The following is a 17,316-nucleotide window of genomic DNA, read 5'->3' on the forward strand; positions in this document are numbered from 1 at the left end:
TCATGGAAAATAAACATCATAATCATACAAACGAAGATCACAAGCATAGTCATGAACACCATGACCATAGTAATCATAATAATGGCCATGAATCTCATGACCATCACCAGGGACATCATGCCCACATGATTGAAGATTTCAAAAAACGCTTTTGGATTTCTTTAGTCATCACCCTGCCTATCGTAGTGCTTGCACCAATGATACAGGGATTAATCGGTTATGAACTTCGCTTCAATGGTGATCGATATGTTCAATTCGTGCTTTCATCCATTATTTTCTTTTATGGAGGTTGGCCATTCCTAAAAGGTCTCGCAGATGAAGTAAAAAAGAAAGCTCCGGGTATGATGACTTTGATTGCTTTAGCTATTTCAGTAGCCTATTTCTACAGTTCAGCTGTAGTATTTGGACTTGGTGGCAAAATCTTCTTTTGGGAACTCGCCAGCTTAATCGTCATCATGCTATTAGGCCACTGGATAGAGATGAAATCCGTTATGGGAGCTTCCAATGCCTTGCAGGAATTGGCCAAAATGATGCCTTCAACAGCTCGCAGAATTAAAGAAGATGGGGAGCATGAAGATGTGCCTATTGATAATTTAAAAGGCAATGACACCATACTGGTAAGACCAGGCGAAAAAATCCCTGCTGATGGTATCGTATTGGAAGGTGAAAGTCATGTAAATGAATCCATGCTTACTGGGGAATCAAAACCAGTAACCAAACATAGAAATGATCAGGTTATTGGTGGTTCGGTCAATGACAATGGCACCTTAAAAATCAAAGTGAAGCATACGGGCAAAGATTCCTACTTGTCTAAGGTGATAGAAATGGTGAAAGAAGCTCAGGAAACGAAATCCAAAACCCAAAATCTGGCAGATAAAGCCGCTGCATGGTTATTCTACATCGCTTTAGGAGCAGGTATGACCACACTTGTAGTATGGTTGAGCCTCGGTAAAGACTTTGAATATGCATTAGAACGTATGGTAACCGTCATGATTATCTCATGTCCTCATGCTTTGGGCTTAGCTGTCCCTTTAGTAGTGGCCATTTCCACGGCTGTTTCTGCTAAAAATGGATTATTGATCAGAAACCGAACAGCATTTGAGAATGCAAGGAAACTAACCGCAATCATATTCGACAAAACAGGCACTTTAACCAAAGGTGAATTTGGGGTAACACGGTTTAAAAGTACTTTAGACAATTACTCGGACAATGAATTACTTCAAATTGCTGCGTCTATAGAAAATAGTTCTGAGCATCCTATAGCGGCAGGTATCGTTCGTAAGGCAAAAGCAAATGATTTGACTTTACAAGAGCCTGAGAACTTCCAAAATATTACAGGAAAAGGAATCAAGGCAAACCTAAAAGGACAGGAAATCAAAATTGTTAGTCCAGGAATGCTTACAGAGCAGGGATTTGACACTCCAGCTGATGCTTTTAAAACAGAGGATGAAACGGTAGTATTTGTTTTGATTGACAATTCATTGGCAGGATACATTGCCCTTGCAGACGAAATTCGACCAGAATCTTTATCAGCAATAAATACGCTAAAAGAGAGAGGTATAAAAGTTTACATGGCAACAGGTGATAACCAGCAAGTGGCAAAAGCAGTTAGCCAGCAACTCTCTTTGGACAACTTCTATGCAGAAGTACTCCCCGAAGACAAACAACGCATCATTAAAGAGCTTCAGGAAAAAGGTGAATTTGTAGCCATGACGGGTGATGGTGTAAATGATGCCCCTGCTCTTGCACAGGCTAATGTGGGGATTGCCGTTGGTTCGGGCACAGATGTAGCAGCCGAAACGGCTGATATTGTTTTGGTCAACAGTAACCCGAAAGACATTGCCAATTTGATTCTTTTCGGTGCGGCTACTTACAAAAAAATGATGCAAAACTTATGGTGGGCAGCAGGTTACAACATTGTAGCCGTTCCTTTAGCTGCTGGTGTTTTGGCAGGTGTTGGGATTATTCTCAGCCCTGCCATCGGTGCGGTTCTAATGAGCCTTAGCACTGTGATAGTTGCTTTCAATGCACAATTATTAAAAAGACAAATCAAGAATTAAGATGAAAAATATAAATAAAACAACAGTAATTATAGCCATAAGCACAATGGCTATCGGCTTGCTACTTGGCTGGATAATTTTCGGAAGATCCAATGAAAACCAAACGGATGAACATAACCATACTGCAATGGCAGATTCCGAAACAATTTGGACATGCTCTATGCATCCACAGATCAGGAAGAGTGAATCAGGCGATTGTCCTATTTGTGGTATGGACTTGATTCCTTTGGAATCCACAGATGGTGAATTAGACCCTATGGCAGTGAGCATGTCACCAACTGCCATGCAGTTGGCACAGATTCAAACTATGGTGGTTAATAAGGGTAAGGCTGATAAATCAATTCGTCTAAATGGAAAAGTACAGGCAGATGAACGTTTGCTATCTACCCAATCTTCACACATCCCAGGCAGGATTGAAAAGCTTTCAGTCAATTTTACAGGAGAATTTGTGTCGGCAGGTCAGGTTTTGGCAAATGTGTATTCCCCTGAATTGGTGACTGCACAAGAAGAATTGTTTGAAGCCAAAAAAATAAAAGAAACACAGCCTGCATTGTTTAATGCTGCCAAAGAAAAATTGAAAAACTGGAAACTCTCAGACAAACAGATTGATCAGATAGTCAAATCAAATAAGACCATAGAACAGTTTCCAATTCTCGCCAATGTTTCAGGATATGTAACTAAAAAAATGGTCAATCTGGGTGACTATATCAAACAAGGGGAAGCCTTATATGAAATAGCGGACTTATCTAAAGTATGGGTGCTTTTTGATGTGTATGAGACAGATATGACTTGGATAAACAAAGGTGATGCGGTGATATACACAGTGCAATCAATACCTGGTAAAACATTTAAAGGAAAAATTAGCTACATCGATCCTGTTATCGATCCAAAGACCAGAGTGGCAAAAGCAAGACTTGAAGCAACAAACAAAGGTTTAATGCTCAAACCAGAAATGTTCACAACTGGAACGATAGAAGCAAAAACCAATACCAATTATACATCCTTAACTGTCCCTAAAACTGCTGTAATGTGGACGGGCAAACGCTCTGTAGTTTATGTGATGCAAATGTCAGCTCAAGGTGTAAGTTTCATCATGCGAGAAGTTACTTTGGGTCCAGAATTAGGTGAAAGTTATGTGATTGAAGATGGCTTGCAGCCTGGTGAAGAAATTGCAATCAATGGTACCTTCAGTATTGATGCAGCAGCACAATTAGCAGGCAAACCAAGTATGATGAACCCGGAAGGAGGTGTAGCCATGGCTGGTCACAACCATGGAGGAAATACCAATTCAAATATGGAAACAATGCCTGTTTCATCCAAAAGAACCACAATCTCAGAAGATGCAAAAAAATCGTTACAACCACTTTTTGACAATTACTTCAAATTGAAAGTTGCGTTGGCTAGTGATGATTTTGAAGAAGCTAAAGCATCTGGCGCAGCTTTGTACAGCGCCTTAGGTAAAGTTGATATGAACCTTTTTAAGGCAGATGCACACTCGCAATGGATGCAGCAGTCAACTGTTTTGAAAGCAGCTTTACAGCACATCGAGCATCTTGGTGACATCAAAGCCATTCGAGAAAAGTTCATCAGCATATCCAATTCAATGATAGCAACAGCAGAATCTTTTGATCCAATATCCACTGCTATTTATGTTCAGCATTGTCCAATGGCAGACTCTAACAAAGGAGCAGATTGGTTGAGTCTGGATAAAGAAATTCAAAATCCTTATTTCGGAGAGTCAATGCTTTCTTGTGGCGAAAACACCAAAACAATAAAATGAAAGAGTGTTGCAAAACTGGAGACAATGCACCTCCCTCAAAATTTAAAAAATGGGCTTCCAGAATAATATGGGGTATCATATCCTTCATCGTTCTTGGCTTATCACTAATTCAAATGTTTAACTTCTAAATTTTAATACAATGAAAAAATCAAATTCAATCTTAACACTCGCTTTATTAGCAGGTATCTCATTTTCATTAATTGCATGTGCCAATAAAAAATCTACCGATCATGAAAATGGAAATGGTGTCCATGATCATAGTGCCATGAATCATAAAGCAGAGGATGAAATGTCAGATGGTTCAGTTGTGGAAACGAGTGAAAATAAGTCCATTTCTCAATTAATCGATCAATACCTGGTAATTAAAAATGCCCTGGTTCAAGACGATTCAAGAGCGGCTGCCAGCGCAGGTCAAAAACTTGCAGAAACGTCTTCAAGTATAGACCTTAACACTTTTGAAGCATCCAAGCAGTCCGAGATTAAGGAAATATTGGAAGTAGTAAAAGAACATGGTGAACACATTGCAAAAAGCGAAATAGCTCATCAACGTGAGCATTTTGAAGGCATGGCAAAAGATTTCATGGACTTGCTTGCAATCACAGGAACGGACAGAACACTTTATCAACAGTATTGCCCGATGTACGACAAGGGAAAAGGGGGTAGTTGGCTGAGTGATTCTCAAGAGATCAAAAACCCATTGTTTGGCAGCAAAATGCTGACTTGTGGTTCGGTGAAAGAAACCATTTCAATGAAATGAAAAAACGGCTTAAATTATCTCTATGGGTAGTTTTTATTGTGTTGGTGGGGATTCAATTTGTCCCCGTCCAACGCAATGAAATAGAACCAGTTACCAATGCTGATTTTATTGAGCATTACGAGTCTCCAGTTGTCATTGGAAATATTATCCGAGCATCCTGTTATGATTGTCATAGCAACCAAACCAAATACCCATGGTACAGTAATGTTCAACCTATAGGCTTTCTTTTACAGAATCATATTTCAGAAGGAAAATCTGAATTAAACCTATCAGAATTTGGTCTTCTATCAAATCGTATGAAACGGACAAAACTAAAATCAATTCTAAGTCAAATTGATAACGATAAAATGCCAATGCCATCCTACCTATTTCTTCATTCAGAAGCCAAACTGGATTCGCTAAAAAAAACTCTTTTGGTTAATTACTTTGATTCAATATTAGTTGATATTGATAAGTGATTTTTCAATCTGATTGATGCATTTTCAATCACCTTAGTAACCCTGCCCACACCCATGTGCTTCCAGTAGGTTCATTCCGTTCGTTCGTGCCTCACTCTCTTCATTCACCCACTTCCAGCACCGCACAGCAAGAGTAGCCCGTTATTCCATTTCGCTACGCTGCATTCCATACCGTGCCACACTTGCTTTTCCCAACGCACCCCACAACGCAGGTAAAGCGGTGTTCGTCAGTCGTTCCGTTTTGTTCCGCAAAAACATATCTGCAAGGGTAAAATGAACTCCCTTCGGTCGCCCTTGCATATACCGTTCACTTACCAGGTGTCTTGCGCTCCAGTGGGTGCTCGCCACCTGCCGTTCACTTGTTTTGCTACACACACTTCTCTCAATCCTCACTTGCAGCTACTTCATCCCCCCAAACCCCAATAAGGTGTTCGCTGTACTCACAGAAGAATTAAATTGGGGGTCTGTCGCTGCATGTGTTTTTGCTCGCCTGCGGGTCGCTGCGGGCTAATCGGGCTGTCATGCTTTTTGCAGTTAATCCAGTGCCTACAGTAGCTTCATTTCAGTCTCTCGTTCCTCTTTCCTTGCATTCAGCCACTTTCAGCACCGCACACAAGAGTAGCTCCTTCTCTTCACTCCACGAACCAACCCACCGTCATTCCGCAATCTGCCTGCAATCCTTCTTCAATGTATTTGTTGTTCGATAAAAATTAACAAATACAGCCAACTCCATTGCAGTCAGTTATTGCTCCATTCCTTCCCCTCAATCGTTCCGTTCCGTTCAATCGCTACCCTTGCCTTTGCCGACCCTGATGCAAAAAAACACGCCAGCCCTGCCGTAAACGGTAGGCGTCTGCCGCCCTCATTCTTCGGGCTTTTGCAGCCACCACCCTTGCTCCGCTCGCAGGCGGCTCGCAGAAATGGCTTCGCCTTGGTTTACCTGCGTTCACTCAGCTTTCGCAATCAAGCTTATCTCCGATTGATATATTTAAGTATTTGCTTAAATATTAAACTCTTTTTCCTTTCTTTGTATTTATTTAAGTAATCTCTTAAATACGATTCTATATGACGAAAACTTGTATTAGGGTTTATGCTGATGAACAACAGATCAAACAGTGTAAGACAGCCATTGAAACAGTAGAGAATACAATAAACCAAATAGCAAGAACACTTAATCTTGCTGGTAATGAAGTACGCCTAAAGATTCTGTTTCTATTGGAAAAGGAATCCAAAATGTGTCCATGTGATCTTAGCGATATTCTGGGCATGACAGTTCCTGCTATTTCTCAGCATTTGAGGAAGCTAAAAGATGCAGGTCTGGTTGAAACAAACAAAGTAGGTCAAACAATATTCTACTCTATTTCCGAATCCAACAACCTCATTCTGAATCCAATATTTGGGCTATTAACACCAGAAAAAGAATCAGCATTATGAAAAACAAGAAATCAAGCTCATTAGTAATTACAAGCGTATTGACGGCTATTAGTGCATCGCTTTGTTGCATTACACCAGTGTTGGCACTACTTGCAGGTTCAAGTGGAGTAGCTGCAACATTTTCTTGGTTAGAACCTTTTCGCCCTTGGTTGATTGGAATAACTGTAGTCGTTTTATCATTTGCATGGTATCAGAAATTGAGGCCAAAAACGGAGGAAGAAATTGCCTGCGTTTGTGATGAAGAAAAGCCCTCTTTTTGGCAGTCAAAGAAATTCCTTGGTATAGTGACGGTATTTGCAGTGATCATGCTTGCATTCCCTTTTTACTCAGATACTTTTTATCCCGAAACCAAACTATCAGAATCAGAAAATGTCAATCTCGAATCAACATACGAAATCAATATTACTGGAATGACTTGTACCGGATGCGAAGAACATGTTAAACTTGAAATTGGTAAACTTCCAGGTATTTCAGGTTTAGAGGTTTCTTATGAAAACGCTAATGCAGTGGTAACGTTTGATGAATCTAAAACAGACATTGAGCAAGTAAAATCAGCAGTTAACAAAACAGGTTACAAAGTAGAATCGGTAAACAAATCAAAATGAGTGAAGTAGTCCTTAAATCAACAATTACTTGTCCTAAATGTGGACATGAGAAAGAAGAAACCATGCCTACAGATGCGTGTCAGTATTTCTATGAGTGCGAAAATTGTAAGGAGATACTTAAACCGTTACAAGGTGATTGTTGCGTTTACTGCTCTTATGGTACAGTGGCTTGCCCACCAATCCAAGAAGGTGGTAACAGTTCATGCTGTAGGTAAATCAGATAATAAATAACTCAAACATAAAGCAAAGTTACAGGCGTGCGGATGCGAGAGCTGCAAGGGTTCGCTTCGCCTGTTTGGTAAAAAAATCTCCACCCTACGGGTAGTATTTTTTTCCCACAGCCCTTGCTGCAATCGCTCCGTCCTGTATTGACAGGGCATTATGTTTAAGTTATTATTCAGAGTCCGTTTCGGCAGCCGGTGGTTGTTGGCGGGCGTTCGCACCTCAGGTCTTCCTTTCCATGCAGGCATTCAGCGTTGTGGCATCACAGATTATACGCTTCGTGTCTTTTGGTTCGAGTTGTGCCTTTCAGAGCTTCCTTTTTAGGGGGCTCTTTTTTTTACTCGTTAAGGGAAAATTTTTAAAAGAGAAAAGCAAAGATAGGCGGGTTCGCACATGCCCACCGCACTTTCGGACAGTCAAGGTCAAGCCCTACGGGTTTTGAAAAAAATCTCCACCCTTCGGGTAGTATTTTTTCCAAAAACCTTGACAGCCGAGCCTCACCCGCCTAAAAGTCAGCTTTCTCTTTTCTTTTTTTCCCTTTTTTCTTTTCTCTTTTGAAAAAATCTATGCGAAGCGCAGCGAGCAAAACTTTAATGGCTCACTGTATGAAATCGTTTCGTATCAAAACACACCGACTGGAAAGCAGCTACCAACAGCCGCACTTCTTTATCCTGAATAAAGGATTGAACAGCGGGAAACCGCTCAACAACGCTTGCCCGAATTGCTTTGTTTGCCTCACCGACAGCCAAGAGGACAGGGAATTTCTCTTTTGGCTTTGCTTTGGATTGTGGAGGTCAAAATCCTTTCACTATCTCCTGAAAGGCTCCGTGATTCCATTTGTGACTATTGATGAAATCCGAAAGATGATCCGGGAAAGCTCTACCAAAGCAAGCTGCAAAGCTCAGGCATTTCAAAAGGCAATTCAAGCCCTTCAACTACTCGATACCAACGAGCAAAAAATCAAGGTCACACTAAAGATGATTGATACTGCCAGACAAGCCATATTTTATGACTTGATGAAAGAAGCAGGTGCAGGATAGATTCCTGCCCTGCCAAAAAAACAGGGCAACAAAAGCAAAATAAAGCACACCACCGCAACAGCACCCAAGAGAGAACTACCGCCTAATTCTTGAAGTAATTTAGTTGGCGAAGGGCAAATCCATGGTAAGTCCGTGTCAAGTCCAAGCAAATGTTTAACTCCTTAAAAATCGTAAAGAGATGGGAAAAATTAATCAAGGTATTCTCGGTGGCGTATCAGGCCAAGTAGGGAATGTAATCGGTGGAACTTGGAAGGGCATCGATTACCTGCGCATCAAACCTTCCAGTGTAGCGAATCCAAGAACGGAAGGTCAGGTTGACCAGCGTTCGAAATTCTCAACTGTCCTAAGGTTCTTGCAACCAATGACAGACTTTCTGAGAGTCGGTTTCAAGTTGTATGCAAACCGTATGACCCAATTCAATGCGGCTATGTCTTACAACCTGAACAATGCAGTTACCGGAGCTTATCCAAACTTCATGATTGACTATGCAAGTGCATTGGTTACTCGTGGTAACTTGACAGGTGCGGCCAACGGTGCAGCTACTTCTCCAAGTGCTGGAAACGTAGAAGCAACCTGGACAGACAATTCAGGAAGCGGAAGTGCTCAGGCAACAGACAAAGCTCTGATTGTTCTTTTGAACACTACCAGAGGGGAAGCAGTGTTCACCACTGCGGGACCAGCAAGGTCTGCCGGATCAGCGGCCATTCCAGTGCCTTCTGAGTACTCAGGAGAAGACGTTGAAGTCTTCTTAGGGTTTGTATCAGAAGACGGAACTAAAGTCGCCAACAGCGTTTATTTAGGCTCTGTAACAGTTGCGTAAAGCGATTGGTGTTTTCCTTGAAAACCGCTTCCTTTGTGGAGCGGTTTTTTTATGCCCGCACACTTCGTTTTTCCTTTATTATCGCTTAGTTTGACATTCCTAAGCGTTTTTTGTTGCTAATGCGTTTCTACTCTTTTAGCAACATACTGAAATACAGCAAGTTAAAAGCAATTAAAATATTTTGTATCGGGAAGTAATCAAAACCCCATAAATCCCCAACAAAATACCATAAGCCTCATCCCCTTCCTCCACCCTACATTTGCTTCGTAAATAGAAATCACATGCAAAGTCTAAAATTCAAAAGCAATATAAAGTGCAATGGTTGCATCGCTAAGGTGGGTCCTGAATTGGATGCCTTGGAAGGAGTGAAAAACTGGTCGGTGGATCTTGAGGATCCCAATCGTATTGTAAGCCTTGATATTGAGGATATCGATGTACAGACCATCAAAGAGCGGGTTGCCAAGGTGGGCTATAGCCTTGAAGAGATCTAATCAAAAAAGCTAATAAGGTGATTCTGTGCGCTATATAAGCATGGGGCACCTTATTTTTATAAATTTGTAAAACATGCGAGCCGCGCTTTCCATATTTCTGGCTGCACTCACCTTAGTTTCCAATGTGAGTCTGTCTCTCAACACCCACTATTGTGGCGGCATTGAGATGGAAACCGCTTTTAACTTTGGGCCGGAGACGCCCCATTGTGGCATGGCTCAAATGCTGAAGGATTGCGAGCAAGAACCCCAAAACAAGCAGGGTTATAATTCGAAGCCCTGCTGCGAAAATCAACATCAAAGTCTCCAACTCGATCAACAAAATGAAGTTTAAAAAGTGCAACAAGATTGGAGCCCCAACCATTTGGTAGCTTGCTTGTATGTATTTTTTAAACCTCTTTTTTCAAATATTGATTTAGAGTCCGAATTGGCCTATTATGCGCCTCCTCTCCCTCGACTAGAAGTCAATACCTTTTTTCAAGTATTCCGCATTTAGAAGCTTTCAACTGAATTTCTGTAGTAGAACTACAGTGGATTGGTCGTACTGACCAATGGACTATCTCTTGTATCCATTAAATCAGTTGAAAATGCTTAATTCTATCATTAAATATTTCCTCAATACTAAGCTGCTTAGCTATATCCTATTGTCAGCCCTAGTGTTTTGGGGAATCTCAATCGCTCCCTTTAACTGGGAGCTCGGAGCCCTGCCTTCCGACCCGGTGCCGGTAGATGCTATTCCGGATATCGGTGAAAACCAACAAATCGTTTTTAGCAAATGGCCTGGACGCTCGCCTCAGGATATTGAGGATCAAATTACCTATCCCCTAAGCACCTATTTATTAGGCATCCCAGGTGTTAAGTCCGTGCGGAGCTCCTCCATCTTTGGCTTTTCTAATATCTATATCATCTTTTCAGAAGAGGTGGAATTTTACTGGTCTCGCTCCCGAATTCTGGAAAAACTAAATTCCCTGCCTGCCGATCTATTACCGGAAGGTGTACAACCCGCTTTGGGTCCCGACGCCACCGCTCTGGGACAGGTATTTTGGTACACTCTTGAAGGTCGAGACAGTGCCGGTAATACCACTGGAGGTTGGGATCTGCAGGAAATTAGAAGTGTACAGGATTATTACCTTAAATACAGTTTAAGTTCGGCGGAAGGCGTTTCTGAAATCGCCTCTATCGGAGGATTTGTCAAAGAATATCAGGTAGATGTAAATCCCGAGGCCCTCCAAGCCTACAATATCCCGCTTCATAAAGTAATGCGAGCCGTACAGGAGTCTAATCGCGATGTGGGAGCCAAAACCCTGGAAATCAATCAAGCGGAATATCTAGTACGTGGTCTGGGCTATATAGAGAAGATCGAGGATTTAGAAGAAGCCGTGGTGGCGGTTCAAAATAATGTTCCGATCCATATTAAGGACATTGCTAAGGTTAGTCTGGGACCAGCAGGAAGACGGGGTCTGCTCGATAAAGATGGAGCCGAAGTAGTGGGCGCAGTAGCAGTGGCTCGCTTTGGAGCTAATCCGCTCGAAGTTATTCAGAACCTCAAAAGCAAAATCAAAGAAATTGCACCAGGACTACCAAAAAAAACTTTGGCGGATGGTCGTGAAAGTCAATTAACCATAGTTCCATTTTACGATCGCTCCGAGTTGATTTACGAAACCTTGGGCACCCTGGAAGAAGCGCTGAGCCTAGAGTTATTAATTACGCTATTGGTAGTTATTGTAATGGTTTACAACTTGAGGGCTTCCCTCTTAATTTCCAGTCTTTTACCTATTGCTGTCCTCATGGTTTTTATCGCCATGAAATATTTTGATATCAGTGCCAATATAGTGGCCCTTTCAGGAATTGCGATTGCTATTGGTACCATGGTCGATTTGGGAATCATCCTTTCGGAAAACATTCTGAAGCATCTGGATGAAGCTCCGGCCAGCCAAAGTTTAAAGGACAGCATCTATAAGGGAGCTTCAGAAGTTTCCGGTGCCATCCTCACCGCAGTTTTAACCACCATCGTAAGTTTTATACCCGTCTTTACCATGCAGGCGGCAGAAGGCAAGCTCTTTAGTCCTTTGGCTTATACCAAGACCTTTGCTCTTATTGCTGCTTTATTGGTATCGCTGCTTATCCTACCGACCCTGGCACAACTTTTCTTGGGATTTAGAATTCGCAATAAATATCTAAAAGCAAGCTTATTAGCAACTTTAAGTCTGATAGGCCTGCTGCGATTAATCTTTGTTCCAGCTTGGATTCCCTTATTATTGATGCTCTATGGTATTATTGGCTTAATCCGGATGTACATACAGGCCAGAGAGAAGAAAACCTCTGCAGTTTGGACATTCATCCTACATAAAGCCGATCTGATATTAGCCCTCATCACCGTAGTAGGACTTTTGGCTCAATACTGGCTACCACTGGGCCCAAGTCATTCTTGGGCTCTAAATTTCCTCTTTGTAGCCCTAGTCTTAAGCGCCATTTTGGGCACATTCTATCTTTTGGAGACGAATTACAAGACGATTCTTAATTGGTGCTTAAATCATAAAGTTCGTTTTTTACTTATTCCGGCTTTAGCCCTTTTTATGGGGGCAAATATTTGGTTGGGTTTTGATCGCGTATTCAGCCCTATAAGCCTTGGTGTAGAAAAGCTTGGTTTTGATATTTCCGAAACCGGAATTTGGCAGAAAATAGATGGCTGGTTTCCGGGAATCGAAAAGGAGTTTATGCCTCCTTTAGATGAGGGTAGCTTTCTCTTGATGCCCACTTCTATGCCGCATTCGGGGATTGCCTATAATCGAAAAATTGTGGGGCAACTAGATCAATTGCTCAGCACCATTCCAGAGGTCGACTTAGCGGTGGGAAAGCTTGGACGAGTTGAATCTGCATTGGACCCAGCTCCCATTTCTATGTTTGAGAACATCATCAATTACAAGCCAGAGTTCATGCTCGATACTAAAGGGCATCGCCAAGCTTTTAAAATTGATGCAGAGGGAAACTACCTCACAAAATCCGGCGAAAGCCTAAGCCCGGAAGAAATTCGTGCCAGAGACTTAAATGCTAAGGATTTAGTTGCGGATCCTAATGGGGTTTATTTGCGCAACTGGCGGGATAAAATTCAAAGTCCGGATGACATTTGGGATGAAATTGTTACCCAAAGCTCAATCCCAGGAATCACCTCCGCGCCCAAGCTACAACCCATCCAAACTCGATTGGTGATGTTGCAAACCGGTATGCGTGCTCCGATGGGAATTAAAGTTTATGGACCTGACTTACAAAGCATTCAAGACTTCGGCTTGAAGCTCGAATCTATCCTAAAGAAAGTCAGTTCGGTTAAGAAGGAAGCTGTTTTCGCCGATCGCATCGTGGGTAAGCCCTATTTGCAATTGAGAATTAATCGCAATGCCATTGCCCGCTATGGGTTAAGTGTTCAGGCGGTACAGCAAGCCATCGAAACTGCCATTGGCGGAATTAAACTAGGCGCCACGGTAGAAGGCCGTGAACGCTATCCCATTCGAATGCGCTATCCACGCGAATTGCGCGATGATCCGGAAAGTCTTTCTAAAATCCTTATTACCAGTGCAAATGGCGCTCAAATACCCCTAGGGCAATTAGTAGATTTTGAATATCAAAAAGGACCGCAAGCCATAAAAAGCGAAGAAAGCTTTTTAGTGGGCTATGTGCTTTTTGATAAAGCTGAAGGACATTCGGAAGTAAGTGTGGTGGAAGATGCCCGCCAAGCCATTGAAGGGCAGATAGAAAGGGGTGAATTGCAGGTGCCGGCAGGAATCAGCTACAAATTTTCCGGATCCTACGAAAACCAGGTACGGGCCGAAAAACGTCTCAGCCTCATTGTTCCCCTGGTATTGGTGATCGTCTTTCTAATCCTCTATTTTCAGTTTCACTCGGTTTCCACTTCACTGATGGTGTTTAGCGGTATTGCCATGGCTTTTAGTGGTGGCTTTATTATGATCTGGCTCTATGGTCAAGGTTGGTTTGCCAATTTTGAGCTTTTGGGTGTCAATTTTCGGGATCTTTTCCAAATGCACAGCCTAAACCTTAGTGTGGCCGTTTGGGTAGGTTTTATTGCTCTCTTTGGCATTGCCACCGATGATGGTGTGTTAATTGCCACTTATCTGGACCAGAGTTTTAAGCGCAATAAACCCAGCACCCAATTGGAAGTTCGTCAAGCGGTATTGGAAGCGGGTCAGAGACGGATTAAACCCGCCTTAATGACGGTAAGCACCACATTGATTGCTCTGCTGCCAGTATTAAGTTCAACCGGACGAGGATCAGATATAATGATTCCCATGGCTATACCATCCTTTGGCGGGATGGCCTTTGCCCTAATCAGCATCTTTATTGTTCCCGTGCTCTACTCCTATCGGGAAGAACGTAAAATTCAAAAAAGCCAGTCATGAAGATTTTAAGTATCATCCTAATCCTTGGTTTTAGCTTAACAGGTCATGCTCAGAGCTTAGCGGCTTATCAAAAAATAGCCGCCGAAAATAATCCCGGTTTGCAAGCGCAGTACAAACAATTTGAGGCTTCACTGCAGAGGATTGTTCAAAGCAGCAGCTTACCTGATCCTCAACTAAGCATGGGCTATTTCCTAGTGCCTATCGAAACTCGAGTAGGTCCGCAACAGGCAAGGATTTCCCTAAGTCAAATGTTTCCCTGGTTTGGAACCTTAAAGGCTAAAGAGCAGGTAGCTAGCCTTCAGGCGGAAGCTGAATATCAAAAATTTCTGGAGTTCCGAAATCAATTGTATTATCAGGTTCAGGCTGCTTTTTTCCCTTTGTATGAGCAGCAAAGAAGCTTATTATTTGAAAAGGAGAATCAGCAATTGCTGCAAAGCCTTAAAGCACTTGCAACCTTGAAATTCCAAAACAATGAAGCTGCTTTGGTCGATGTATTAAGGGTCGAAATGCGACTCAAAGATTCTCAAAGCCGAATTGAAATTTTGATAGCAGAGCAAAAAGCATTGGCCAGTGGCTTTAATCGACTATTAAATCGCGCCGACAGCAGCTCAATTGAAATTCCGGATTCTTTGAATTATCCTACAATTATGCTGAATTATCGAAGAGATTCGCTTTTTGTAAATCAGCCGCGCTTACAGGAATTAGACTTGCAAATTAAGGGCAGCGCTGCCGCCGAAAAAGTAGCTCGAAAGCAAGCCTTACCAAATATAGGTTTGGGACTTGACTATATGTTCATTGACCCTTCTAACAATGCCATCAGCAATAGCGGGCAAGATGCTATTATGCCCATGCTCAGCATTTCACTACCTATTTTCAGAGCAAAATATCAAGCGGCTGAAGCTGAAGCTCAATTGAAACAAGAGTCCTATCGACTACAAAAAGAGGAACTTAGCAATAAACTAAGCAGCTCTTATGAACAGGCTTGGTTTAAACTTCAAAAACAAGGCGATTTAATGCGCTTATACCGACAGCAAATCCAAATCTCCAAACAAAGCCTCGAATTACTTTATACGGCTTACAGTAATTCAGGAAAAGACTTTGAAGAACTATTGCGAATGCAACAGCAAATTTTGGAGTATCAAAACAAGCTCAGCAGCGCGCAGGCGGCCTATGGTGTTGCCTTGGCCGAATTGGATTATCTAACCGCAAAATCTTTATAAATGACTTCAGATCATCAACATACAGATCATACAAAAGCATATAAGCATGGGGATCATGATGGTCATCATAATCATCATGCCCAAATGATTGAGGACTTCAAAAAGCGCTTTTGGATTTCCTTAATTCTCAGTCTGCCCATTTTGGTTTTAGCCCCATTAATCCAGTCATGGCTGGGCTATACCTGGCAGTTTGAAGGCTCCAATTATATGCAATTTGGCTTGGCCTCCCTCCTGTTCTTTTATGGTGGCTGGCCCTTTCTAAAAGGCTTGGTGGACGAACTTAAGGAGAAAACACCAGGCATGATGACCCTAATTGCCTTGGCTATATCGGTGGCCTTTTTATACAGTTCGGCCGTGGTTTTTGGCCTAAGTGGCAAATATTTCTTCTGGGAGTTGGCCAGCTTGATCGATATCATGCTTTTAGGCCACTGGATAGAAATGAAGTCAGTTATGGGCGCTTCTCGTGCTTTGGAAGAACTCGCACAAATGCTGCCCTCCACTGCAATTCGTATTTCAGAATCTGGGGATCAGGAAGAAGTGGCTCTCGAAGACCTGCAGATTGATGATATTATTCTCATTCGTCCCGGAGATAGTATTCCTGCCGATGGAATTATTACAAAAGGCGAAAGTCATGTAAATGAATCCATGTTAACCGGCGAATCCAAACCGGTGAGCAAGAAAGAACAGGATGAAGTAATTGGCGGCTCTATTAATGATAATGGGAGTTTGCAAGTACAAGTGAAAAATACCGGCGAAAACTCCTATCTCTCTAAGGTGATTAGCATGGTTAGCAGAGCTCAGGAAACCAAATCCAAAACCCAAAATCTAGCGAATCGGGCGGCAGCCTGGCTCTTTTATGTGGCCTTATTGGCAGGATTTAGCACCCTAATCAGCTGGTTAGCTTTGGGTAAAGACTTCGAATATGCATTAGAGCGAATGGTGACCGTAATGATCATATCCTGTCCCCATGCTCTAGGATTAGCCATTCCACTAGTATCGGCAATTTCCACCGCCGCCTCAGCCCAAAATGGATTATTGATTCGCAATCGAACTGCTTTTGAAAACGCTCGAAAAATAAGTGTGGTATTATTTGACAAAACCGGCACCTTAACCCATGGAGAATTCGGTTTAACCCGATTTGAAAGCCTTACGGAAAACCTGGATAAAAAGGAAATGCTAAGTTTAGCGGCCAGTGTAGAAAGTCAATCTGAACATCCGATTGCCGCTGGAGTTCTACGTAAGACCAAAGAAATGGGCCTAAAGCTTGATCAGGTTTCAAACTTCGAAAACCACAAAGGCAAAGGCATTTCCGCTCGAATCAATAATCAGGAGCTTAAAATTCTAAGTCCGGCAGCGCTGGCAGAACTGAATATTCAGATTCCGAATCAAGTAAAACAAAGTGATGAAGAAACTCTGGTTTTTGTTTTGGCAGATGATCAATTAATTGGATTCATCGCTTTGGCGGATGAGATGCGTGATGAATCCTATGCGGCAATTCGCGATTTGAAGGATCAAGGTTTAAAAGTGATGATGGCCACGGGAGATAATCAAAAACTGGCTAAGGCCGTCAGTGAAAAACTGGGCTTGGATCAATATTATGCCGAAGTACTACCCGAAGACAAACAAAGTATTGTAAAGGAACTCCAAGCTCAAAATGAGGTAGTAGCAATGACCGGTGATGGCGTAAATGATGCGCCGGCACTAGCCCAGGCCAATGTGGGTATTGCTATTGGCTCAGGAACTGATGTTGCAGCAGAAACTGCTGATATTCTGCTGGTAAACAGTAATCCTAAAGATATTTCGAAACTGATCCGTTTTGGCAAAGCTACCTATCGAAAAATGATGCAAAATCTGGTTTGGGCCACGGCCTACAACCTCATTGCCCTTCCTCTGGCAGCCGGTGTACTGATAAGCTTGGGCATAATTCTCAGTCCAGCTACCGGTGCCGTTTTGATGAGCCTCAGCACCGTAATCGTTGCCATCAATGCCCAATTATTAAAGAAACAAATACAAGATTAAG

The 17,316-nt window shown here is 42.3% G+C and carries 14 protein-coding genes; all 14 read left to right on the forward strand.

The window, feature by feature from the left end; all coding sequences use genetic code 11:
* Nucleotides 1–2 precede the first annotated feature (2 nt).
* On the forward strand, nucleotides 3–2,060 hold the full coding sequence (locus H4K34_RS17845) for a copper-translocating P-type ATPase (RefSeq protein WP_115869568.1): 2,058 nt from the start codon (nucleotides 3–5) through the stop codon (nucleotides 2,058–2,060).
* A gap of 1 nt (nucleotide 2,061) precedes the next feature.
* Nucleotides 2,062–3,840, forward strand: coding sequence for an efflux RND transporter periplasmic adaptor subunit (locus H4K34_RS17850; protein WP_210758738.1), 1,779 nt, complete (start codon nucleotides 2,062–2,064; stop codon nucleotides 3,838–3,840).
* A gap of 139 nt (nucleotides 3,841–3,979) precedes the next feature.
* On the forward strand, nucleotides 3,980–4,597 hold the full coding sequence (locus H4K34_RS17855; protein ID WP_210758739.1) for a DUF3347 domain-containing protein: 618 nt from the start codon (nucleotides 3,980–3,982) through the stop codon (nucleotides 4,595–4,597).
* Complete coding sequence (locus tag H4K34_RS17860; RefSeq protein WP_210758740.1) at nucleotides 4,594–5,055, forward strand: heme-binding domain-containing protein; 462 nt, start codon at nucleotides 4,594–4,596, stop codon at nucleotides 5,053–5,055. The genes H4K34_RS17855 and H4K34_RS17860 overlap by 4 nt, the downstream gene beginning before the upstream one ends.
* 1,065 nt (nucleotides 5,056–6,120) lie before the next feature.
* The gene (locus tag H4K34_RS17865; protein WP_210758741.1) at nucleotides 6,121–6,489 is read left to right on the forward strand and encodes an ArsR/SmtB family transcription factor; all 369 of its coding nucleotides are present in this window, start codon (nucleotides 6,121–6,123) and stop codon (nucleotides 6,487–6,489) included.
* A complete protein-coding gene (gene merTP, locus H4K34_RS17870) occupies nucleotides 6,486–7,094 on the forward strand; it encodes a mercuric transport protein MerTP (RefSeq protein WP_210758742.1) in 609 nt (202 codons plus the stop codon). The genes H4K34_RS17865 and merTP overlap by 4 nt, the downstream gene beginning before the upstream one ends.
* Entirely contained in the window at nucleotides 7,091–7,309 is a 219-nt protein-coding gene (locus H4K34_RS18130) for a GDCCVxC domain-containing (seleno)protein (RefSeq protein WP_100626886.1), read from the forward strand. Before merTP ends, H4K34_RS18130 begins: the two co-directional genes overlap by 4 nt.
* A gap of 573 nt (nucleotides 7,310–7,882) precedes the next feature.
* Entirely contained in the window at nucleotides 7,883–8,356 is a 474-nt protein-coding gene (locus tag H4K34_RS17875; protein WP_210758743.1) for a DUF6943 family protein, read from the forward strand.
* 178 nt (nucleotides 8,357–8,534) lie between these two features.
* Nucleotides 8,535–9,176: a DUF6266 family protein gene (locus H4K34_RS17880; RefSeq protein ID WP_210758744.1), complete on the forward strand. Its 642-nt coding sequence runs from the start codon at nucleotides 8,535–8,537 to the stop codon at nucleotides 9,174–9,176.
* A gap of 281 nt (nucleotides 9,177–9,457) precedes the next feature.
* Nucleotides 9,458–9,667, forward strand: coding sequence for a heavy-metal-associated domain-containing protein (locus tag H4K34_RS17885; RefSeq protein WP_210758745.1), 210 nt, complete (start codon nucleotides 9,458–9,460; stop codon nucleotides 9,665–9,667).
* A 73-nt stretch (nucleotides 9,668–9,740) separates the two neighbouring features.
* A complete protein-coding gene (locus H4K34_RS17890) occupies nucleotides 9,741–9,998 on the forward strand; it encodes an HYC_CC_PP family protein (RefSeq protein WP_210758746.1) in 258 nt (85 codons plus the stop codon).
* Nucleotides 9,999–10,251: 253 nt separating this feature from the next.
* Entirely contained in the window at nucleotides 10,252–14,076 is a 3,825-nt protein-coding gene (locus H4K34_RS17895) for an efflux RND transporter permease subunit (protein WP_210758747.1), read from the forward strand.
* Nucleotides 14,073–15,296, forward strand: a complete 1,224-nt coding sequence (locus H4K34_RS17900; RefSeq protein WP_210758748.1) for a TolC family protein — start codon at nucleotides 14,073–14,075, stop codon at nucleotides 15,294–15,296. The genes H4K34_RS17895 and H4K34_RS17900 overlap by 4 nt, the downstream gene beginning before the upstream one ends.
* Nucleotides 15,297–17,315, forward strand: coding sequence for a copper-translocating P-type ATPase (locus H4K34_RS17905; protein WP_210758749.1), 2,019 nt, complete (start codon nucleotides 15,297–15,299; stop codon nucleotides 17,313–17,315).
* The last annotated feature ends 1 nt before the right edge of the window (nucleotide 17,316 follow it).

Origin of the sequence: Croceimicrobium hydrocarbonivorans (genome assembly GCF_014524565.1) — a bacterium.
GTDB lineage: Bacteria > Bacteroidota > Bacteroidia > Flavobacteriales > Schleiferiaceae > Croceimicrobium > Croceimicrobium hydrocarbonivorans.

Excerpts from the sequence above, each read along its gene's own strand:
- H4K34_RS17865 (WP_210758741.1), top strand. The coding sequence starts at position 6,121 with ATGACGAAAACTTGTATTAGGGTTTATGCTGATGAACAACAGATCAAA.
- H4K34_RS17905 (WP_210758749.1), top strand. The coding sequence starts at position 15,297 with ATGACTTCAGATCATCAACATACAGATCATACAAAAGCATATAAGCAT.
- H4K34_RS17900 (WP_210758748.1), top strand. The coding sequence starts at position 14,073 with ATGAAGATTTTAAGTATCATCCTAATCCTTGGTTTTAGCTTAACAGGT.
- H4K34_RS18130 (WP_100626886.1), top strand. The coding sequence starts at position 7,091 with ATGAGTGAAGTAGTCCTTAAATCAACAATTACTTGTCCTAAATGTGGA.
- H4K34_RS17855 (WP_210758739.1), top strand. The coding sequence starts at position 3,980 with ATGAAAAAATCAAATTCAATCTTAACACTCGCTTTATTAGCAGGTATC.
- merTP (WP_210758742.1), top strand. The coding sequence starts at position 6,486 with ATGAAAAACAAGAAATCAAGCTCATTAGTAATTACAAGCGTATTGACG.
- H4K34_RS17860 (WP_210758740.1), top strand. The coding sequence starts at position 4,594 with ATGAAAAAACGGCTTAAATTATCTCTATGGGTAGTTTTTATTGTGTTG.
- H4K34_RS17845 (WP_115869568.1), top strand. The coding sequence starts at position 3 with ATGGAAAATAAACATCATAATCATACAAACGAAGATCACAAGCATAGT.
- H4K34_RS17890 (WP_210758746.1), top strand. The coding sequence starts at position 9,741 with ATGCGAGCCGCGCTTTCCATATTTCTGGCTGCACTCACCTTAGTTTCC.
- H4K34_RS17885 (WP_210758745.1), top strand. The coding sequence starts at position 9,458 with ATGCAAAGTCTAAAATTCAAAAGCAATATAAAGTGCAATGGTTGCATC.
- H4K34_RS17895 (WP_210758747.1), top strand. The coding sequence starts at position 10,252 with ATGCTTAATTCTATCATTAAATATTTCCTCAATACTAAGCTGCTTAGC.
- H4K34_RS17850 (WP_210758738.1), top strand. The coding sequence starts at position 2,062 with ATGAAAAATATAAATAAAACAACAGTAATTATAGCCATAAGCACAATG.
- H4K34_RS17875 (WP_210758743.1), top strand. The coding sequence starts at position 7,883 with ATGCGAAGCGCAGCGAGCAAAACTTTAATGGCTCACTGTATGAAATCG.
- H4K34_RS17880 (WP_210758744.1), top strand. The coding sequence starts at position 8,535 with ATGGGAAAAATTAATCAAGGTATTCTCGGTGGCGTATCAGGCCAAGTA.